Genomic DNA, 17,876 nt, shown 5'->3' with positions numbered 1-17,876 from the left:
CCCGACCGCGGACGCGGACGTGGTTCGGCGAGGCAGACGTGGCTCGGCGCCGCGGCCGTGGGTCGCCGTCAGCGGACGGGGATGCCGTCGACCTGACCCCGGGTGCGGGGGACGATCGCGCCGCCGGCGAGGTCGAGGACCGTGCGTGACGCCACCGGGTCGTCGAGGGCGACGTCCACGGTGCGCAGGGCCCCGATGGCGGGGCAGGCCACGTCCGTCGGCGGCGGCGTCCGAGGCACCTGCACGACGGTGACCACCACGGCGGTGCCGGACGACCACTGCTCAGCCCGGTAGTCCGCTCCGCAGGGACCGGTGGCGTCCGGCGCTCCCACGAAGTGCAGGCGGATCGTGCGGACGTCCGGGCCCGGGCTCCACGAGTCCACCCGAGGGCCGTCGCCGGGCTGCGGGGAGGTCTCCTCGGGCGGTTCGACGAGGGCAGAGTCGGGGAGGGCGACTCTCAGCAGGCCGACCGCGGTCCCCTTCAGCGCGAACCGCCAGGCGGGCACCGTGGCGGTGCCCGACGAGGTGCTGACCTGCATGGTCGTGAGCCGGGCCGAGGTCACCTCGAGGTCGGTGCAGCCGTTGCAGTCGGTGCGCACCCGGGTCATCTCGGCCAGGGTGTCCGTCGCCGACATCAGGCTCGTGGGCACTCGGCGGCCGGTGCCGTCGACGACGACGCCCTTGTCCGACGAGGTGGGAAGCGGGGCGATGGCGACGAGGTGGCCGGAGAGCGAGGCCCGCTTGTCGTTGTCCCCGACGGCGTCCTCCCAGGTGCCGTCCTGGCTGACCAGCTCGCCCGGCGGGATCGCGAGGGCGAGGGGGTCGCTTCCCTTCTGCGCCGCTGCGAACCGGTCGAGGAGCTGCGTCGCCCTCGAGGTCCGGCCCGGGTCGCCGCTGGGACTGCTCGGTGCACCGGAGCCCGGTCCTGCGTCACGGCCGCACCCCGCGAGCAGGACGACCCCGACGAGACCGGTCGCCACGACCGCGACGCCGCGTCGGGTGAGGGGGCGTCGGCGCGCGGCAGCGGGGACCGGTCTCATACCCGTAGGACGCCCGGCGACGCAGATCGGTTGCCACCCAGCACAGGGTGCTGCCGCAGGGGCAGGTTGCTCCCTACCCCTGCTGCAGCAACCTCTGCTAGCAGAGGTTGCTGCGGGGGGTGCGGGGTCAGCGGACCCGGGTGACGTCGAACTGCATCCGCGGGTTGGCCAGCGACTCCTGCGACTGCACGAGCTGCAGCTCGCGCTCACCCGAGTCGAGCGTGGTCTGCAGCAGGTCGAACACGCTGCTCGCGGTCCGGGCCAGCGCCACCGCCGGGTCGCCGGTCTCGAGCAGGTGGGCCGTGAACAACGCGGCAGTCACGTCACCGGAACCGTTGGCCTTCATGGGAAGTCGCGGTGTCTGCACGACCCAGGCGCCGTCGCCCGTGACAGCCATCATCTCGATGGTGTCCTCCGGGGCGTCCGGGCGCTCGACGCTCGTGACCAGCACGGTCGACGGCCCCATGGCCCGGGCGAGGTCGACCGAGGCAAGGGTGTCCTCGATGGTCCGCGGCTCGGTGCCGGTGAGGAACCCGAGCTCGAACTGGTTCGGCGTGATGAGGTCGGCGGCCGGGACGACGCGTTCGCGCAGCAGGACCGGGATGGCCGGGTGCACGAAGCAGCCGCTCTTGGCGTTGCCCATGACCGGGTCGCACGCGTAGATCGCGTCCGGGTTGGCCGCCTTGACCTGGGCGACCGCATCGAGGATGACGTCGCCGATCTCCTCGCCACCCTGGTAGCCGGACAGCACGGCGTCGACCTTCGGGAACGCCCCGCGCTCCCCGATGCCCTGGATCACCGCCCGCACGTCGTCGGCGGGCATCAGCGGACCGCGCCACGCGCCATACCCGGTGTGGTTGGAGAAGTGCACCGTGTGCACCGGCCAGACCTCCACGCCGAGGCGCTGGAGGGGGAAGACGGCGGCGCTGTTGCCGACGTGGCCGTACGCGACCGAGGACTGGATCGACAGGATGCTCACCCGCCCATTCAACCAGTGGTCCGGGAGGTGGTCGTGGGCCCGTGCGCCGGACCGCGAGGCCTACCCTTGGACCATGGCCGAGATCGATCCCGCCGCCGTCGCCCAGGTCGCCGACGCGGCCCGCGCCGCCCGCACCGCCTCCCGCAGGCTCGCACTGCTCTCGCGCGCCGACAAGGACGCCGCTCTGCGTGCGCTGGCCGACGCCCTCGACGCGGCCACCGACCGCATCGTCGCCGCCAACGCCGAGGACCTCGAGCGGGGTCGCGGTTCCGGTATGGCGCAGGGCCCGCTCGACCGCCTCGCCCTCAGTCCCGAGCGGGTCGCCGCCGTGGCCCAGGCGCTGCGCGACGTGGCCGCCCTGCCGGACCCCGTGGGTGAGGTGGTGCGTGGCTCGACCCTCGCCAACGGCCTGGAGATCCGGCAGGTCCGCGTCCCGATGGGCGTGGTCGGGATGGTCTACGAGGCCCGTCCGAACGTCACCGTCGACGCTGCCGGCCTCGGTCTCAAGTCCGGCAACGCCGTCATCCTGCGTGGTGGCTCGGCCGCCGGGTCCACCAACCGCGCCCTCGTCGACGTCCTGCGCGACGCGCTCGTGGAGCAGGACCTGCCCGCGGACGCGATCACCCTCCTCGAGGGCGGTCGGGACGCGGTGCGGGCGCTGCTCACCGCCCGTGGCCTGGTCGACCTGATCATCCCGCGCGGGGGAGCGGGCCTCATCCAGACCGTCGTCACCGAGTCGACCGTGCCCGTCATCGAGACCGGCGTCGGCAACTGCCACGTCTACGTCGACGTCGCGGCGGACCTGGACAAGGCGCTCGCGATCGCGGTCAACGCCAAGACCCACCGGCCGAGCGTGTGCAACGCCGCCGAGTCGCTGCTCGTCCACGAGTCGGTCGCCGCCGACTTCCTGCCCAAGGTGCTCGCCGAGCTCTCCGGCGCAGGCGTCGTCCTGCACACCGACGACGCGTCCGGCTCCGCGGCCGAGCGCGCGGGAGTGCCCCACGAGGCCGCCACGGAGGAGGACTGGGGCACCGAGTACCTCGCGCTCGAGATGAGCGTGCGCGTCGTCCCCGACCTCGACACGGCCATGGAGCACATCCGCAGGTACGGCTCGGGCCACACCGAGGCCATCGTCACCGAGGACCGTGCGGCGGCCCGCAGGTTCACCAGCGAGGTCGACGCGGCCGTCGTCATGGTCAACGCCTCGACCCGGTTCACCGACGGGGGCGAGTTCGGCTTCGGTGCCGAGATCGGCATCTCCACGCAGAAGCTGCACGCCCGCGGACCGATGGCGCTGCCCGAGCTCACGACGACGAAGTGGGTCGTCGAGGGCGACGGACAGGTGCGCAGCTGAGCCGGCCACGCGGCATACCGGACGCATCCCGGACCCGCTCCGGGCGCATGGCAGGATGAGCGCCCGTGGAAGGCACTGAGGTCCGAAAGCTGGCCGCGCTCGAGGACGCCCACTGGTGGTACCGCGAGCGTCGGCACCTCCTGTCGCGGATGATCTCCGGTGTCACCCCGGGGACCGCGCTGGACATCGGCGCCGCCGGCGGCGGCAACACCCGGGTGCTGGAGGCTGCCGGGTGGTCGGTGGCCGCGCTGGAGTACGGCGCCGAGGGGGCCGAGGTCGCGGCCGATCGTGGGCTGTCCGTCCTGCGGGCCGACGCCACGGCTCTTCCGGTCGGCGACGACTCCCTCGACCTGGTGGTGGCGTTCGACGTCCTCGAGCACATCCTCGACGACGACTCCGCGGTGGGCGAGGTGGCCCGGGTCCTGCGCCCGGGCGGCCGGTTCCTGGTCGCCGTGCCCGCCGACCCGCGGCTGTGGTCCGACCACGACGTCGCCGTCGACCACGTGCGCCGCTACACGCGCACGACGCTGCGGGAGGTGCTCGAGCGCGGCGGCTTCGAGGTGACCTCGATGACGTCCTGGAACGTGCTGCTGCGTCCGGTGGTGGCGCTGCGCCGCCGTTCGTCGAGCGGTTCGGACCTCGAGACCGTGCACCCGGTCGTGAACCTCGGCCTGCGCGCGATCGTCACGGTCGAGCGCTGGCTGCCGGTGAAGGCTATGCCCGGTGTGACTCTGCTGGTAGAGGCTCGTCCGCGGGCGTGACCGGACCGGTCAGCGAGTCGTAGGCCACGAAGTAGGTGGGGCGGGCCTGCAGGTGGGCGTACATGCGGCCGACGTACTCACCGAGGATGCCGAGGCAGAGCAGCTGCACGGCACCCACACCCGCGACGGCGACGACGGTCGACGTCCAGCCCGGCAGGGTGTGTCCGGTCGCGCCGGCGATGAGGGCATACGCCAGCAGGAGGAATGCCGCGGCGCCGCCGAGCAGGCCCAGCCAGGTCGCGGCCCGCAGGGGAGCGGTCGAGAAGCCGGTCACGCTGTCCAGCGAGAGCCGGATCATCTTGGCCAGCGGGTACTTGGACTTGCCCGCTGCGCGCTCGTCGCGTCGGTACGTCACCGACGCCGACGGGAAGCCCAGCGCGGGCACGACGAACCGCAGGACGCGGTGGTGCTCCGGCAGGGCGTTGATCGCGTTGACGGTGGCCCGGGACATGAGCCGGTAGTCCCCGGCGTCGACCTGGGCCCCGGTGCCGGACAGCAGGCGGATCAGCCGGTAGAACGCCCGGGCGCTGAGCCGCTTGAAGACCGAGTCGGTGGAGCGGTCGGAACGAACGCCGTAGACCACGTCGGCGCCGTGCAGCCTGGCCTGCGCGAGCATCTCGGGGATGACCTCGGGCGGGTCCTGGAGGTCGGCGTCGAGCGTGACGACGTAGCCGCCCCGCGCGGTGGCCAGACCGGCCGAGATGGCCGCCTGGTGCCCGGCGTTGGCGCGCAGCCGGACGATGCGCAGCTCGGGCCAGTCGCGCAGCATCCGCTGGAGGACGACTGGGGATCCGTCGCTGCTGCCGTCGTCGACCGTGACCACCTCGTAGGTGGTGCCGAGGGTGTCGGCGACCGGGCGCAGGCGGGCCGCCAGGAGGGGCAGGACGTCCTCCTCGTTGTACACGGGGATGACGATGCTGAGCTCCGGCGACATGGTCCAAGACTAGGACCTGCACCATCGGCCGATCGGCACAAAAGGTGAGGGCCCCTCGAAGTATGAGTTCGAGGGGCCCTCTGCGGTGCTCCCACCGCTTCCGGCGAACCGGTAGCGGGTGGATCACCACGTGCGGGTCGCCGTGCCGCCGAGGCGGTCGTGCGTCCCACGGGTGCGGGTCGCCGTGCCGCCGAAGCGGTCGTGCGTCCCACGGGTGCGGTGCCGGCGGCCACCGAGGTGGACGTGGCTCCCGCGGCGGGCCCGGCGGCCACCGAGGTGGCTGCTGGTCCCACGGGTGGTGCAGCTCGCGACCGGACGAACCGGCCAAGACTCTGCCCCAGGTCGACCGCGCACGCTCCCGGCGGACCGGGTCGTACCCACTGCGACGGTGGCTTCCCACGGCTCCGGCGAACCGGTGCCGCGGGTCGGTGCGATCTGGTCAGCGGTCTCGGAGTTCCTCCGCGGCGTCGCCCGCGAACCCGGGACCCGAGGGCCCCAGGACCCCGTCCGGGCGGACCCGGTCGAGGCGGTCCACCGTTATCCGGCTGACCTGTGCCCTGGTCCTCGTGTCGGTCCGGGTTTCCCCGTCCCGACCCTCCGACCGGAGCGCGTGAGAGATTTCTAGCGGCCGGTTCTGTTGCCCCGCAAGGGGTTTCGCCAAGCTCTTTCTGTCCACCGGTTGCCCACACCGTTGTCCACATCCGGTCCCGCTGGGGCAGCACGTTGTGCACAGGGCTGTGCACAACATCGGTGGACAACGGGCGTGAGGCGTGGTGGCCCGTGACCGGTAGGCTGGGCCCCATGTCGTCGTCTCTGTCGAACCTGTATGCCGCTGCCGAGGAGCCCCTCCGCGAGCTGCCCATGTCGCCGTACGCCTTCGGTGCCCTCGCGTTCGTCTCGTTCCTCGCCCTGCTGGGGGTCCTCTGGGGCTTCCGCGGCACGGCGCAGAAGCTCGCCGGCCCCGTCCACCACGACGGCGACCACAGCTCACCCCAGGGCGGCCACCACTGAGCATGCGTCTCGGGGTGATGGGCGGGACGTTCGACCCGATCCACCACGGCCACCTCGTGGCCGCCTCCGAGGTCCAGACGAGGTTCGGGCTCGACGAGGTCGTCTTCGTCCCCACCGGGCAACCCTGGCAGAAGGACGCCCGGGAGGTCAGCCCTCCGGAGCACCGGTACCTCATGACCGTCGTCGCGACGGCGTCCAACCCGCGGTTCACGGTCAGCCGTGTCGACATCGACCGGCCGGGACCCACCTACACGATCGACACCCTGCGTGACCTGAAGACGCAACGCCCCGACGACGAGCTGTTCTTCATCACCGGTGCCGACGCGCTCGCCCAGATCCTGTCGTGGAAGGACGCGGACGAGATCTTCGAGCTCGCCCACTTCGTCGGGGTCACCCGCCCGGGCTACGTCCTGTCGGAGTCCGGCCTGCCGGCCGACCGGGTCAGCCTGCAGGAGGTGCCGGCCATGGCCATCAGCTCCACGGACTGCCGCGCTCGCGTCGAGCGGTCCGAACCCGTCTGGTACCTCGTGCCCGACGGCGTCGTCCAGTACATCAACAAATACCGCCTGTATGCCGCCGGCTCACCTGTCGGCGCAGCGGCACGAACGTAGGAGTGCAGTGCCAGCCACCGACCGATCCCTCGAGCTCGCCAAGGCGGCCGCCGTCGCGGCCGACGACAAGCTCGCCACCACCATCGCCGGCATCGACGTCAGCGAGCAGCTCGCCCTGACCGATGTCTTCGTCATCGTCTCCGCCAGCACCGACCGACAGGTCGGCGCCATCGTCGACGCCGTCGAGGACACGCTGCGTGAGAAGGGTGCCAAGCCGATCCGCCGCGAGGGCGAGCGGGACGGCCGCTGGGTGCTGCTCGACTTCGGCGACATCGTCGTCCACGTCCAGCACGACGAGGAGCGCGAGTTCTACGAGCTCGAGCGCCTCTGGAAGGACTGCCCCGAGATCGACCTGGGCGTGCCCAAGCGCCGCGACGCGTGAGCGACGGACGGCGCCTGCTGCTGGTCCGGCACGGGCAGACCGAGCACAACGCCGGCGGCGTCTGGCAGGGACAGCTCGACACCTCGCTGTCCGACCTCGGCGTGGAGCAGGCCCGCGCCGCGGGCCGCGCCATCGCGGCATACCGGCCGACCCGGGTGGTCGCCTCGGACCTGCAACGGGCCCGCGTCACGGCCGAGCACGTGGCCGAGGCCGCGGGCATCGAGGTGACCCTCGACCCTCGCTGGCGTGAGATCCACGTGGGGCAGTGGCAGGGGCTGGCCACCGCCGAGGTGCGGGCGGGGTACGCCGACCTGCTCGAGCAGATGGACGTCGCAGACGTCCGTCGCGGAGTGGACGGCGAGACCCTCGCCGAGGTGGGGGCCCGTGCGGGTCAGGCCCTGCGCGAGGTCCTGGACGGGCTCGGCGCGGGGGAGTGCGTCGCCGTCGTGGCCCACGGCGTCTCGACCCGCGCAGGCATCGCCGACCTGCTCGGGGTGGACCAGCACCTGGCCACCCACGCGTTGCTGACCCTGGGCAACTGCCACTGGGCCGAGCTCCGGCACGGCCGTACCGGGTGGCAGATCGCCGCATGGAACGCCCACGCCTGAGCCGATTTGGTGAAACGGGTGGGTCACTGGGTAAACTTCCGCAGTCGCCTCCGGGGGACACCCTCTCGGGGAAACTCGGGGCTGTGGCGCAGTTGGTAGCGCACTTCCATGGCATGGAAGGGGTCAGGGGTTCGAATCCCCTCAGCTCCACCGAAGGACAGAAGGACCAGACATGGCTCGTGTCTGGTCCTTCTGCGTTCGAGGCCCAGGGGCAGGTCTTGACCAGTTGTTGACCCGGGCCTAGACCCTTCGGTCAGCGCGGGCTGGCTGGTCGTCCGGTGTGACGCCGAAAACCTCAGTACGTCAATTGTCGTAGGAGACAGTTGACCCATGTTCACCCCCACCTCACCCGAGATGCTCATGCTGATGTTCCTGGCCGGCGCGCTCCTGGTCGTCCTCGGCGCCGTCGGCGTCCTCGTGCGCACGGCCGCCGCCGCCCCTCGCGGTGTCGTCGTCCCGGGACGCTTCGACTCCCGCACCAGCCGCTGACCGAGCTCCTCCCTCCTGCTCGAACCGGCCCGCACCGGACGGCCCGCACCGCCGCCCCGCGGGCGGCCACCCCCACTGTTTGGGACGATGGACCGGTGACCGCGACCTTCGACTACGACAACACCAGCGGTCGCCCGACCGGGGCGTTCATGGCGGTGCTGCAGGCCCTGTTGCCCGGGGTCCGGTCGGTGCGCAGGCAGATCGACCCGTACGCCCAGGACTGGGCGGAGGCCAACCGACGCGCCCTCTCCCAGGACGGCCCGCTCTGGGTCGCCCTCGGTGACTCCATGACCCAGGGGATCGGCGCCTCGTCGTTCGACCGGGGCTGGGTCGGCCAGCTCTCCGAGCGCTTGCGCGAGCAGGGTCGGCCGCACCGTGTGGTCAACCTCGCCGTCACCGGCGCACGGATCGACGACGCGCTCGAGCGACAGGTGCCGGCCCTCGAGGCGCTCGTCGCAGCCGGCCAGGTCCCTGACCTCGTCACCGTCGTCCTGGGCTCCAACGACGTCGTGACCCCGCGGTACCGGGCCGGAATGTCGGCCCGGTTCGCCACGCTGCTCGACCGGCTGCCCGACGGTGCCGTCGTGCTCAACCTGCCCAACCCCCACAAGGAGGCCCGTCGGCTCGACGCGCTGCTGCGCGAGCGCCAGGCAGAGGGCCGGCTGGTCCTGGCGGACATCGGGCGTCACGGCCCCCGCTCGTGGCGTGGCCGCCTCGCCCCGGACCGTTTCCACCCCAACGACAAGGGGTATGCAGCGATGGCCCACGTCTTCGAGCTCGCCCTCGACAGCAGGAACGTCCCCCCTTCCTGACGGCCGGGCGAGCCGGCCGGGACCAGCCGTGCCAGAGTGGACGGTCCCGTCCGGACCCGCCCGGACCCGCCCCAACCCGACGAAGGAACCCATGTCCGTCAGCACTGCAGACGCCGTCGTCGTCGGCGCAGGACCGAACGGCCTCGTCGCCGCCAACGCGCTCGCCGACGCAGGCTGGGACGTCGTCCTGGTCGAGGCGAACGACGAGGTGGGCGGAGCCGTGCGCAGCGCCGAGGTGACCGCGCCCGGGTACACCACCGACCTGTTCAGCGCGTTCTACCCCCTGGCCGCCGCCAGCCCGATCATCAAGGACCTGCACCTCGAGGAGCACGGTCTCGTGTGGCGTCGGGCGCCGCACGTCCTCGCGCACGCCCTCGACGACGGGAGCGCTGCGCTGCTCTGCTCGCGCGCCGAGGACACCGCGGCGGGCCTCGAGGCCGAGGCGGCCGGTGACGGCGAGGCCTGGATGGAGCTCGTGGAGGGCTGGGACCGCATCCGCGACCCGCTGCTCGACGCCCTGTTCACACCGTTCCCGCCCGCGGCCTCCGCCCTGCGGATGGTGCGACGGATGGGCGCGGGCGGCACGCTCGACTTCGCTCGCCTCGCCGTGACTCCGTCGCGGCGCCTCGGTCAGGAACGGTTCCGGGGACAGGGTGCGGGGCTGCTGCTCACGGGAAACGCCCTGCACAGCGACGTGCCGCCGGATGCCGCCGGCAGCGGCCTGTTCGGGTGGCTGCTCTGCATGCTCGGCCAGGACGTGGGCTTCCCCGTCCCGGAGGGCGGGGCTGGAGAGCTCGCAGGCGCGCTCCGACGGCGCGCCGAGAGCCGCGGCGTCCGCGTGCTGACGGGCAGCCCCGTGACCTCGGTGACGACCTCCGGTGGTCAGGCGACGGGGGTGCAGCTGGCCGACGGCACCACCCTGCGGGCCCGTCGCGGCGTGCTCGCCGACGTACCGGCGACCACGCTCTACCGCGAGCTGCTGGCCGGCCACCCGCTGCCGGCGAAGCTGCACCGCGACCTCGACCGGTTCCAGTGGGACAACGCGACGGTGAAGGTCAACTGGGCGCTGGACCGACCCGTGCCGTGGACGGCAGAGGCGGCCCGCGGTGCCGGCACCGTGCACCTCGGGGTCGACAACGACGGGTTCGTGGACTTCGCCGCCGACCTGTCGGTCGGCAGGGTCCCGCAACGACCGTTCCTGCTGTTCGGGCAGATGACGACCTCGGACCCGTCCAGGTCACCGGCCGGGACGGAGTCGGCCTGGGCCTACACCCACGTGCCCCACGACGAGTGGGACGAGGACCGGCTCGCCGCGCACGTGGATCGCATGGAGGAAGCGGTCGAGCGCGTTGCGCCCGGCTTCCGTGGCAGCCAGGTGGCACGTCACGTCCAGGGCCCGGCGGACCTCCAGAACGAGGACGGGAACCTCGTGGGGGGAGCCATCAACGCAGGCACGGCAGCCCTGCACCAGCAGCTGGTGTTCCGCCCCACACCCGGGCTCGGTCGGCCGGAGACCCCGATCCCCGGGCTCTACCTCGCCGGCGCCTCGGCGCACCCCGGCGGTGGGGTGCACGGTGCCTGTGGTTGGAACGCCGCCCGGGCGGCTCTCGGGGCGAACGGGCTCACCGGGCCCGTCCGCCGGGCGCTGACCCGAACCGCGTGGGACCGCCTGCTCAGGACGTGACGCGCTCGCGGTGACGACCCTCGGCGAGGTACGCGAGCCTGCGGAGGGCCTCGACGTTGCGTGGGCCGATCGCGAGCTGCCGCAACGGTTTGGGGACCAGCGTGCCCGGACCCTTGACGGCGTCCTCGGCGATCGCGACCGAACAGGACCGCTCGTCCCGGGCGGTCACGGTGATGACGACGGCTGCCTCACCGGCCGGCCACCCGCGGGCCACGAGGGTCAGCGTGGTCGGCGCGTCGGACCGGATCACCTTGGACGTGTCGGAGATGACCAACGGCCAGACACCGAACGAGTGGTGCAGCCGCGACCCCTCGGCGGGCCAGCTGAGGTCGACGTCACGGACCCGGGACGCGCCGACGACCCAGGTGGCGTAGTCCCAGCCGTCGGCGAGGACGTCCCAGACGGCCTGCGCCGGGGCGGTGACCTCTCTGGTGACGGTGACGATGCCGTCGTGGCCGGTGCTGATCCTGCTCATGGTTCGAGCTTCTTCCTGGTGGGGATGGCTACGGAGGTCGCTGGAGTCGCCTCGGGTGGAGCCGCCCGGCCCACGCTGTTGGAGCCGGACGGCTCCAGTCTGTCCCTACCCGCGCAGGACCGGTTCAAACCGGACACCCGGGCGCGGCTCACGTGGTGACCCAACGGCCGGTTCGGGCGTCGAGCCGTGCCAGGCCGCGGTCCGCGAACGCCGCGAGCCACCCCTCCATCGGGAACCAGCCCCACCGGTCGCGGAAGACGTTGGCGTTGCGGACGATCGAGGTGAGGTGTCCCAGCGGGGGCGTGTCGGTGGGGTGGTGCTGGTGGTACGCCGCGGCGCCGCCGACCCAGAGCATGGTCCCGCGAGCAGCACCCAGGCGCTGGCCGAAGTCGGTGTCCTCGGCGCCGTAACCGGTGTAGTCCTCGCTGAACCCGCCCAGGCGCCCCCAGTCCGCGGCCGTCACGGCGAAGGACAGCGACCAGAACAGGCGCAGGTCGTCGGCGACCAGGACCGTGCGCTCGTCCGGCGCCGGTCGACCCGGGTGGGGATCGGCGAGCTCGTCCAGCCGGTCGTGGCGGTAGTCCCGGGCGTGGGCGACTGGCGGGAGGTACGCGACCGTCCCGCAGGCCACGACCGGGCTCGGGTGGGCGGCGAGCGCTCCGTCGGGACCATGCCCGTCACCGCCGAGGACCTGCGTGTAGCGCTCGAGCGTTCCCGCGGCGGGGATGCAGTCGACGTCGAGAAAGACGAGGTGCTCGGCTCCGGCGGCGATCGCGGTCAGGGCGCCGGTGTTGCGGGCGCGGGCGAGGGGCAGCTCGCCACCGGGGTCGAGGTCCACGGGGACGACCAGCGTGGGCGTGGCCATGGAGGTGGACCCGGACGAGGACCCGGACGAGGATCCGGACGAAGGCCCGGAGATGAACCTGGCCTGGTCCCGGTCGAGGGCGGTAGAACCCACGGTGGAACCGGCGTCGGAGACGACGGCGGCGATCTCGGGGTCGTCCATGGCCACGACGACGTGCAGGTCGGCCGGGGCGCTCTGCCGCGCGAGGCCCCACAGCTGCCCTCGCAGGTGCTCGTGGCGGCCGCGCACGATCGAGACGACGGCGGTACGGGGCCGGGCGGTCACGGGGCGATCCCTTCGGTGGTGAGCCGGGTCAGGTGGTCGGCCACCTGCTGGGCCCCGGTGCCGTCCGACCAGCGTGCCCAGCCGTGCCCACCGCGCGACACGGCGAGCTCGAGCAGCTCCGGCCAGTCCTCGGGCTCGGGCCACTCGGTGCGACCCACGGCGATCCGCCAGTCGTCGATGCGGCGCGCGGTCCACTCCTGCTCCGCGTGGGGTCGGGGCTGGGCCACCACGACCGCCGGACGCCGGGCGGCGGCGGCTTCGGCGACGGCGTTCTGGCCTGCATGCGTGACGATGACGTCGGCTCGTTGCAGGTCGTCCCAGAGGTCGCTCGACCCGTCGTGCCCAGGGGAGCGTTCGACCCAGATCCACCCCGGGGTCGCGGCGCGGGCGGCGCGGACGTCGGCGTCGGTGGTCGAGCGGCCCCCGGCGCCCCACAGGAGGAGGACGGTCCGGTCGCCGGGAGCGCCGGGAGTGCCGGGCCCGGCGGCGTGGCTCCCCGGCGTCGCCGGGTCAGTCGAGGTGGCCGGCAGCTCGCGTCCGTCGAACCGGGAGATGCCCCCGACGAACCACGCCTTGTCGACCCACCGGTCCGGCCAGTGCAGGTCGTGCGCACCGCGGGGCCAGGGTGCCAGCAACGCGTCGGCGGTGTCGTACGCCAACCGGTGGGCACGGTCGTCGCGCCGACCCGGCATCGCCACGACGACGGTGGGCACGCCGGCCAGCCGGGCCAGGAGGGCGACCTCGACCGACACGTCGACGACGACGGCGCGTGGGCGCTCGTCGGCGGCCCAGGTGGTGAGCTGCGCCGCCCGTCGGGCCAGCCCGTCGTGATGCAAGGGCACCCAGTGCAGGACCCCGTGGGCGGTCAGGTCCCGCTCGGAGCGGTGCCCGGCTGGAGGGTCGTCGTCCCGGGCCAGGTCCGTCCAGCCGCCCGTCCACCCGGGTGGACGCGGACCGGAGCTGAGGCCCCATACCGGCTCGTCCAGGACGGCCGCGATGCTCTGCATGCGGGTGAGGTGGCCGGCCCCGTGGTGGTGCGCGTAGTAACCGATCACGCGGCGGCCAGGCTGGTCCGGGTGAGGCGCAGGTAGACCTCGAGGTAGGCGTCGACCATGGCGTCGAGCGAGCAGTGCTGGACCGCGTGCGCCCTGCAGGCGTCGCGGCTGAGGCCGGTGACCGCGGCCACCAGGGCCGCCGCTCCCGTGACGTCGCCGGGTTCGACGAGCATGCCGCACCCGGGCACGACGAACTCGGGCAAGCCTCCGCGTCGGTACCCGAGAACCGGTGTGCCACAAGCCATCGACTCTGCCGCGACGAGTCCGTACGGCTCGTCCCACGCAGGGGTGACCAGCATGGCGGCGCTGGAGCCGACGAGCGTCCGGAGGCTGGGGACGTCGAGGTGACCGACGTACTCCGCGGACGGCCCGAGCAGCGGCTCGAGCACGTCGCGGTGGTAGGTGGGGTCGCCGATGGGCCCGGCCAGGCGCAGGTGGCGGCCGCTCGCCGCGGCGATGCCGACCGCCTCGTGGGGTGCCTTCTCGGGCACGATACGTCCGACCCAGACCAGGTCGTCACCGCCGGGGCCAGGGGTCCAGACGCCGGCGTCGATGCCGTTGTGGACGACTGCGGCGTCGGTGACGTGACCCCACTGGCGGGCCGTGTAGCCGCTCACCGCGACGAACCGTGACCGCTGCTGGTCCATCAGCCGGATCGCTGGTTCGAGCCACGGCGTCGGCGGGGTGTGCAGGGTCGTGAGCATCGGCGCCGGGCACGACTGCGCGAGCGCCACCGGGAGGTGGTGGAGGCTGTTGTTGTGGATCAGGTCCACGTCGGTGCGACCCGCCAGCTCGAGCATGACCTGCAGGTAGGCGTGGTGCTCCTGCAGCCAGGACTCCGCCGGCATCGACACGTCGGAGCGGGCCGCGTCGCTGAGCTGGAGCGGCAGCACGGTGATCTCGCGGGCGTCCAGCGCAGGGTCGCTGCCGGGCCCAGCGAACAGGGTCACCTCCACGCCGCGGGCGCGCAGACCCTTGACCAGGGCCCAGGTGAGGGACTCGAGCCCCCCGGCGAACGGCTGGCGCAGCGGGTGGCGGGCCGACGCGAGGATCACGACGTGCATGCGAGCCCCCGTGTCCCGGCGCGGGAGATGGCCCGCGTGTAGATCGCCTCGTGCGCACGGGCCAGTGACGCCCGTTCCGTATGGCGCTCGCGCACCGACGCGCGCGGCGCCGCCTCCCCGGCCAGCCAGTGGTCGTGGGCGGTCCGGACGGCCTCGACGAAGGAGGACGTGCGGGTGGGGCCGGACGCGGCATACGACAGGACGGGGCGCTGGTCGGCGTAGAAGCCGCAGTCGGGGGCAACCACCCAGGTGCCGAGGTCGTGGCACGCCTCGAGCCAGCCCGAGTGGGTGCCGAAGCGGTAGGCGAGGACGGACACGTCCAGCCCGTGCAGGTAGGCGAACAGCTCGTCGTCGGTGAAGAAGTCGTGCACGGCGAGCTCGAGCCGCCCGGCGTCGGCGAGGGACCGCAGACGCTCCGACAGGACCTCGTCGTGGCGCGGGAAGCCCGCGGTCATGACGTCGGTGTGCGCGTCGACCCGCAGCACCGCCCCTGGGAGCGTGGGCAGGGCCTCGAGGAGGGCGTCGACGAGGGGGACCGGGTCCATGTTGGCGCGCAGGCTCTTGGCGTGGATCCCGATGACGAAGGACCGGCCGTCGACGCGCGGCTGCTTGAGCCACGCATCGGGGACGACGTGGGGGTGCGGCAGGACCGTGGCGGCGCGTCCCCAACGGCGCAGGATCGTCGCGGCCGCCCCCTCGGTCAGCGTGATGAGCTCGTCGGCCTCGGCCACGAGGACGCCCAGCTGCGCCTCGTGGGCCTCGGGGGTCTCGTGATGGGGGTTGCGCAGGTCGTGGACGGTGAGCACGAGGGGTAGGTCGTGGCTGCGCAGGGCGGCGACGACGCCCCGGAGGTCCTCGGGGGACACGGCGTCGAACCCGAAGTGCACGTGCATCACGTCGAACTCGTCGGCGTGCTCGTGCACCCACTCCGGGGTGAGCATGCGCGGGGGCCACCAGGGCGAGTCCGGGGAGGATCCCGACGGCGGGTCGGGCAGCCGGACGACCGCTGGGGCGCCCGGGCCGGGGCTCTTGCCCCCGGTGGGGGCAGGGCCAACGGGGGACAGGTGGCGTACGTAGACGTGTCCAGCAGGGACCGAGGCGACAACCGTGCTCAAGACTTCCTCCAGGGAGGGGAGTCGAGCCTGCGTCAGCAGAGCCCGACAGGGCAGCTGGCGCGTGGTTTGACCGGCTAGTGGTTACTGCCCCTCAACGTAGACCCCTGCACCGACAACGGCGACCGGCGAGCACGGGAGGGCCCTCAGGAGGTGCTGCGGCCGTGGCTGCTGGTGATCTTCTCCGCGATGGCGGCGAGCTTGGTGTTGGTGCGGCTGGAGGCGCTGCGCAGGATGGCGAACGCCTGCTCGGCGTCGACGTCGTGGGCGGCCATGATCAGGCCGACGGCCTTGCCGATCTCCCGGTTGCTGTCCAGCCCACGACGCAGGTTCTCGACGTCGGCCTGGCGGTCGGCCGCAGTCAGCGCGACCGAGGTGAACGCCGCCAGGACGGCACCGATGTCCGCCGACTCGCTCGTGAGGGCGCCGGGGGTGTCGGAGAAGACGTCGAGGGCCGAACGGCCCCCCTCGCCCTGCTGGAGGCGGTAGCCGATCATGCCGCGCACGGGGGTCCGCGCGATCGTCAGCTCCGCCAGCGCCGGCCAGGTCGACGTGGTCGTGATGTCCTCGTCGCGCTGGAAGGAGTCCTCGAGGATGCTGTCGAGGCACGGTCCCTCTCCGGCCTCCGTCTCGAGCCGGTCCATCAGGGCCGCCACGTCGTCGCTGGCGGCGCGGGAGGTCAGGGTGCGGTCCGCGGCCAACGACGCGATGGAGACGTGGTCGGCGCCGGGGATGATGTCGACGGCACGGACGCAGATGGTGTCCAGGACCTCCTGGCAGTCGGCTCCGGAGTAGACGAGCTCGGCCAGGGAGGCAAAGGCCTCGGAGGCCTCGCGGGGGATGCTCGGTGACATGGCAGAAGTATCGCTCTCGCGCGGCGGCCCGCACATCCGGGGGATCCGCCCGCTGTTGCGGGTGGTGGCCAGCGGTGGTTGTGTTGAGGGCAGACACGTGGTCCAACAGCGGCGCCATGGTCCTCCTCCGCGCGACGGGACCTTCATGGCTGCTCCACTTCAAGACCTACCCCACCCGGCCGAGTCCGGGCCCGACGACCTCGCCTCCCGACACGACCTGGCCGACCGGTTGCTCGCGAGGGCCGAGGGCTGTGGGGACGCCGACACAGTCGAACGACTGCGTCAGGAGGCCGTGCTCCTCACGCTGGACCTGCCCGAACGAGTCGCTCGTCGCTACGGCGGACGCGGCATCGACACCGACGACCTCGTCCAGGTCGGTCGGATGGCCCTCGTCAAGGCCGCTCACGGCTACCGGGTCGGTGCCGGCAACGGGTTCGCCTCGTACGCCCTCCCCACGATCCTCGGCGAGGTCAAGCGTCACTTCCGCGACACCGGCTGGGCCGTGCGCCCGCCCCGACGCCTCCAGGAGGTCCGCGTCCAGGTCATCGCCGAGGAGGACCGGCTCAGCCAGGACCTGCACCGTTGGCCCACGCCGGCCGAGCTGGCGCAGGCGCTCGCGGTCGACGTCGAGGAGGTGCGCAGCGCCCGGCTGTCGGGCGCTGCCTACACGGCCGTGTCGCTCGACCTGCCGACCGAGGACGGGGGCGGGGTCGACGTCGTGGCCCGGGAGAGCGCCGACGTCGACCACCTGCTGCGCCTCCAGGTGGTGCGTCAGGGAGTGGAGCACCTCAGCGAACGTGAACGGCTGATCGTCCACCTGCGATTCGTGGAGGAGCGGACCCAGTCGGAGATCGGCAGGGTGCTCGGGGTGAGCCAGATGCAGGTGTCGCGGCTGCTGACGGCGATCATCGCCGGCCTCCGCCGAGAGCTCGTGGACGTGGCTGCGGCCGCCTGAGGAATACACCCCCCGGGGGTATCGTTGCCCGGACCATGGACACCCACACGATGCACCACCCCGGCGGGTCGCTCTGGAGCCAGGCGACGGCAGCCACGCTGCACTGCCTCACGGGCTGTGCCATCGGGGAGGTGCTGGGGATGGTCATCGGCACCGCCCTCGACCTGCACAACCTCGGGACCGTCCTGCTGTCGGTCGTCCTGGCGTTCGTCTTCGGGTACGGGCTCACGATGCGCTCGGTGCTCGGCTCGGGCCTCGCGCTGCGGGCCGCCCTCGGTGTCGCGCTCGCGGCGGACACGGTGTCGATCTCGGTGATGGAGGTCGTCGACAACGGGTTCATCCTCGTCGTCCCGGGTGCCCTGGACGCCGGGCTGGCCAGCTGGTTGTTCTGGGCGTCGCTGGTGGCCTCGCTCGCCATCGCGTTCGTCGTCACGGTGCCGGTCAACCGGTGGCTCATCTCCCGTGGGCGGGGCCACGCCGTGGTCCACGGGCTGCACCACTGACGGCTCGGGCAACCACCCGGCACGCGTGTGCACCTGCTCCACCCCTGCTGGCCTGCGCTAACCT

General features: G+C 72.8%; 20 protein-coding genes and 1 tRNA gene. 12 read left to right on the top strand and 9 right to left on the bottom strand.

Translation table 11 applies throughout. From position 1 onward, the window contains the following. Window positions 1-68 precede the first annotated feature (68 nt). Together ASD62_RS05240 and pdxY are read right to left on the bottom strand one after the other, a co-directional pair. A complete protein-coding gene (locus ASD62_RS05240) occupies window positions 69-1,040 on the bottom strand; it encodes a hypothetical protein (RefSeq protein ID WP_056915053.1) in 972 nt (323 codons plus the stop codon). Window positions 1,041-1,167: 127 nt separating this feature from the next. After that, a complete protein-coding gene (gene pdxY / locus ASD62_RS05235) occupies window positions 1,168-2,019 on the bottom strand; it encodes a pyridoxal kinase PdxY (RefSeq protein ID WP_056915052.1) in 852 nt (283 codons plus the stop codon). Between the two features lie 73 nt (window positions 2,020-2,092). On the opposite strand from pdxY, the gene ASD62_RS05230 reads away from it, so the two are divergent. Together ASD62_RS05230 and ASD62_RS05225 are read left to right on the top strand one after the other, a co-directional pair. Next, complete coding sequence (locus ASD62_RS05230) at window positions 2,093-3,373, top strand: glutamate-5-semialdehyde dehydrogenase (protein WP_056917179.1); 1,281 nt, start codon at window positions 2,093-2,095, stop codon at window positions 3,371-3,373. A 65-nt stretch (window positions 3,374-3,438) separates the two neighbouring features. After that, entirely contained in the window at window positions 3,439-4,134 is a 696-nt protein-coding gene (locus tag ASD62_RS05225; protein ID WP_056915051.1) for a bifunctional 2-polyprenyl-6-hydroxyphenol methylase/3-demethylubiquinol 3-O-methyltransferase UbiG, read from the top strand. Here ASD62_RS05225 and ASD62_RS05220 read toward each other — a convergent pair. Further along, the gene (locus ASD62_RS05220; RefSeq protein WP_056915050.1) at window positions 4,088-5,068 is read right to left on the bottom strand and encodes a glycosyltransferase family 2 protein; all 981 of its coding nucleotides are present in this window, start codon (window positions 5,066-5,068) and stop codon (window positions 4,088-4,090) included. The genes ASD62_RS05225 and ASD62_RS05220 overlap by 47 nt on opposite strands. A gap of 801 nt (window positions 5,069-5,869) precedes the next feature. On the opposite strand from ASD62_RS05220, the gene ASD62_RS05210 reads away from it, so the two are divergent. The 8 genes from ASD62_RS05210 to ASD62_RS05180 all read left to right on the top strand — a co-directional run bounded on the left by ASD62_RS05210 (window position 5,870) and on the right by ASD62_RS05180 (window position 10,665). Then, window positions 5,870-6,079 carry a hypothetical protein gene (locus ASD62_RS05210; RefSeq protein WP_056915048.1) on the top strand — a complete coding sequence of 70 codons (210 nt, stop codon included), beginning with the start codon at window positions 5,870-5,872 and terminating at the stop codon, window positions 6,077-6,079. Between the two features lie 17 nt (window positions 6,080-6,096). Next, window positions 6,097-6,690 carry a nicotinate-nucleotide adenylyltransferase gene (gene nadD, locus ASD62_RS05205; RefSeq protein WP_056917178.1) on the top strand — a complete coding sequence of 198 codons (594 nt, stop codon included), beginning with the start codon at window positions 6,097-6,099 and terminating at the stop codon, window positions 6,688-6,690. 7 nt (window positions 6,691-6,697) lie between these two features. Next, complete coding sequence (gene rsfS / locus ASD62_RS05200) at window positions 6,698-7,072, top strand: ribosome silencing factor (RefSeq protein ID WP_056915047.1); 375 nt, start codon at window positions 6,698-6,700, stop codon at window positions 7,070-7,072. Further along, window positions 7,069-7,680 (top strand): histidine phosphatase family protein, encoded by a 612-nt coding sequence (locus tag ASD62_RS05195; protein ID WP_157581363.1) that lies wholly within the window; start codon window positions 7,069-7,071, stop codon window positions 7,678-7,680. Before rsfS ends, ASD62_RS05195 begins: the two co-directional genes overlap by 4 nt. A gap of 77 nt (window positions 7,681-7,757) precedes the next feature. Then, window positions 7,758-7,830, top strand: a tRNA-Ala gene (locus tag ASD62_RS05190). A 180-nt stretch (window positions 7,831-8,010) separates the two neighbouring features. Further along, the gene (locus ASD62_RS20055) at window positions 8,011-8,169 is read left to right on the top strand and encodes a hypothetical protein (RefSeq protein WP_157581361.1); all 159 of its coding nucleotides are present in this window, start codon (window positions 8,011-8,013) and stop codon (window positions 8,167-8,169) included. A gap of 95 nt (window positions 8,170-8,264) precedes the next feature. Next, a complete protein-coding gene (locus ASD62_RS05185; protein WP_200947703.1) occupies window positions 8,265-8,981 on the top strand; it encodes an SGNH/GDSL hydrolase family protein in 717 nt (238 codons plus the stop codon). A gap of 91 nt (window positions 8,982-9,072) precedes the next feature. Continuing rightward, complete coding sequence (locus tag ASD62_RS05180; protein WP_056915045.1) at window positions 9,073-10,665, top strand: NAD(P)/FAD-dependent oxidoreductase; 1,593 nt, start codon at window positions 9,073-9,075, stop codon at window positions 10,663-10,665. On the opposite strand, the gene ASD62_RS05175 is transcribed toward ASD62_RS05180, so the two are convergent. From ASD62_RS05175 to ASD62_RS05150, 6 genes are all read right to left on the bottom strand, one after another. Next, window positions 10,655-11,140 carry an SRPBCC family protein gene (locus ASD62_RS05175; protein WP_157581359.1) on the bottom strand — a complete coding sequence of 162 codons (486 nt, stop codon included), beginning with the start codon at window positions 11,138-11,140 and terminating at the stop codon, window positions 10,655-10,657. The genes ASD62_RS05180 and ASD62_RS05175 overlap by 11 nt on opposite strands. Window positions 11,141-11,288: 148 nt before the next feature. Then, a complete protein-coding gene (locus ASD62_RS05170) occupies window positions 11,289-12,269 on the bottom strand; it encodes a glycosyltransferase family 2 protein (protein ID WP_056915044.1) in 981 nt (326 codons plus the stop codon). Then, on the bottom strand, window positions 12,266-13,324 hold the full coding sequence (locus tag ASD62_RS05165) for a glycosyltransferase (RefSeq protein WP_056915043.1): 1,059 nt from the start codon (window positions 13,322-13,324) through the stop codon (window positions 12,266-12,268). The genes ASD62_RS05170 and ASD62_RS05165 overlap by 4 nt, the downstream gene beginning before the upstream one ends. Further along, a complete protein-coding gene (locus ASD62_RS05160) occupies window positions 13,321-14,388 on the bottom strand; it encodes a glycosyltransferase family 4 protein (protein ID WP_056915042.1) in 1,068 nt (355 codons plus the stop codon). The genes ASD62_RS05165 and ASD62_RS05160 overlap by 4 nt, the downstream gene beginning before the upstream one ends. Beyond that, window positions 14,376-15,329, bottom strand: a complete 954-nt coding sequence (locus tag ASD62_RS05155) for a glycosyltransferase family 1 protein (protein ID WP_369818750.1) — start codon at window positions 15,327-15,329, stop codon at window positions 14,376-14,378. Before ASD62_RS05155 ends, ASD62_RS05160 begins: the two co-directional genes overlap by 13 nt. 317 nt (window positions 15,330-15,646) lie before the next feature. Continuing rightward, window positions 15,647-16,354 carry an ANTAR domain-containing protein gene (locus ASD62_RS05150; protein WP_056915040.1) on the bottom strand — a complete coding sequence of 236 codons (708 nt, stop codon included), beginning with the start codon at window positions 16,352-16,354 and terminating at the stop codon, window positions 15,647-15,649. Window positions 16,355-16,499: 145 nt separating this feature from the next. Between ASD62_RS05150 and ASD62_RS05145 the strand changes: the two genes are divergently transcribed. Continuing rightward, the gene (locus ASD62_RS05145) at window positions 16,500-17,309 is read left to right on the top strand and encodes a sigma-70 family RNA polymerase sigma factor (RefSeq protein WP_162254753.1); all 810 of its coding nucleotides are present in this window, start codon (window positions 16,500-16,502) and stop codon (window positions 17,307-17,309) included. A 35-nt stretch (window positions 17,310-17,344) separates the two neighbouring features. Then, window positions 17,345-17,812: a DUF4396 domain-containing protein gene (locus ASD62_RS05140; protein ID WP_235530637.1), complete on the top strand. Its 468-nt coding sequence runs from the start codon at window positions 17,345-17,347 to the stop codon at window positions 17,810-17,812. Window positions 17,813-17,876 lie beyond the last annotated feature (64 nt).

The sequence above is a fragment of the Phycicoccus sp. Root563 genome, from assembly GCF_001427915.1.
Classification (GTDB): domain Bacteria; phylum Actinomycetota; class Actinomycetes; order Actinomycetales; family Dermatophilaceae; genus Pedococcus.
The sequence above is the reverse complement of the archived record's forward strand: the minus strand, read 5'-3'. Positions and strand labels throughout refer to the sequence as shown.

Bases quoted from the DNA above. Each gene is read 5' to 3' on its own strand.
- ASD62_RS05240 (WP_056915053.1), bottom strand. From the start codon at position 1,040: ATGAGACCGGTCCCCGCTGCCGCGCGCCGACGCCCCCTCACCCGACGC.
- ASD62_RS05230 (WP_056917179.1), top strand. From the start codon at position 2,093: ATGGCCGAGATCGATCCCGCCGCCGTCGCCCAGGTCGCCGACGCGGCC.
- ASD62_RS05220 (WP_056915050.1), bottom strand. From the start codon at position 5,068: ATGTCGCCGGAGCTCAGCATCGTCATCCCCGTGTACAACGAGGAGGAC.
- ASD62_RS05210 (WP_056915048.1), top strand. From the start codon at position 5,870: ATGTCGTCGTCTCTGTCGAACCTGTATGCCGCTGCCGAGGAGCCCCTC.
- nadD (WP_056917178.1), top strand. From the start codon at position 6,097: ATGGGCGGGACGTTCGACCCGATCCACCACGGCCACCTCGTGGCCGCC.
- ASD62_RS20055 (WP_157581361.1), top strand. From the start codon at position 8,011: ATGTTCACCCCCACCTCACCCGAGATGCTCATGCTGATGTTCCTGGCC.
- ASD62_RS05180 (WP_056915045.1), top strand. From the start codon at position 9,073: ATGTCCGTCAGCACTGCAGACGCCGTCGTCGTCGGCGCAGGACCGAAC.
- ASD62_RS05175 (WP_157581359.1), bottom strand. From the start codon at position 11,140: ATGAGCAGGATCAGCACCGGCCACGACGGCATCGTCACCGTCACCAGA.
- ASD62_RS05160 (WP_056915042.1), bottom strand. From the start codon at position 14,388: ATGCACGTCGTGATCCTCGCGTCGGCCCGCCACCCGCTGCGCCAGCCG.
- ASD62_RS05155 (WP_369818750.1), bottom strand. From the start codon at position 15,329: ATGCTCACCCCGGAGTGGGTGCACGAGCACGCCGACGAGTTCGACGTG.
- ASD62_RS05150 (WP_056915040.1), bottom strand. From the start codon at position 16,354: ATGTCACCGAGCATCCCCCGCGAGGCCTCCGAGGCCTTTGCCTCCCTG.
- ASD62_RS05145 (WP_162254753.1), top strand. From the start codon at position 16,500: ATGGCTGCTCCACTTCAAGACCTACCCCACCCGGCCGAGTCCGGGCCC.
- ASD62_RS05140 (WP_235530637.1), top strand. From the start codon at position 17,345: ATGGACACCCACACGATGCACCACCCCGGCGGGTCGCTCTGGAGCCAG.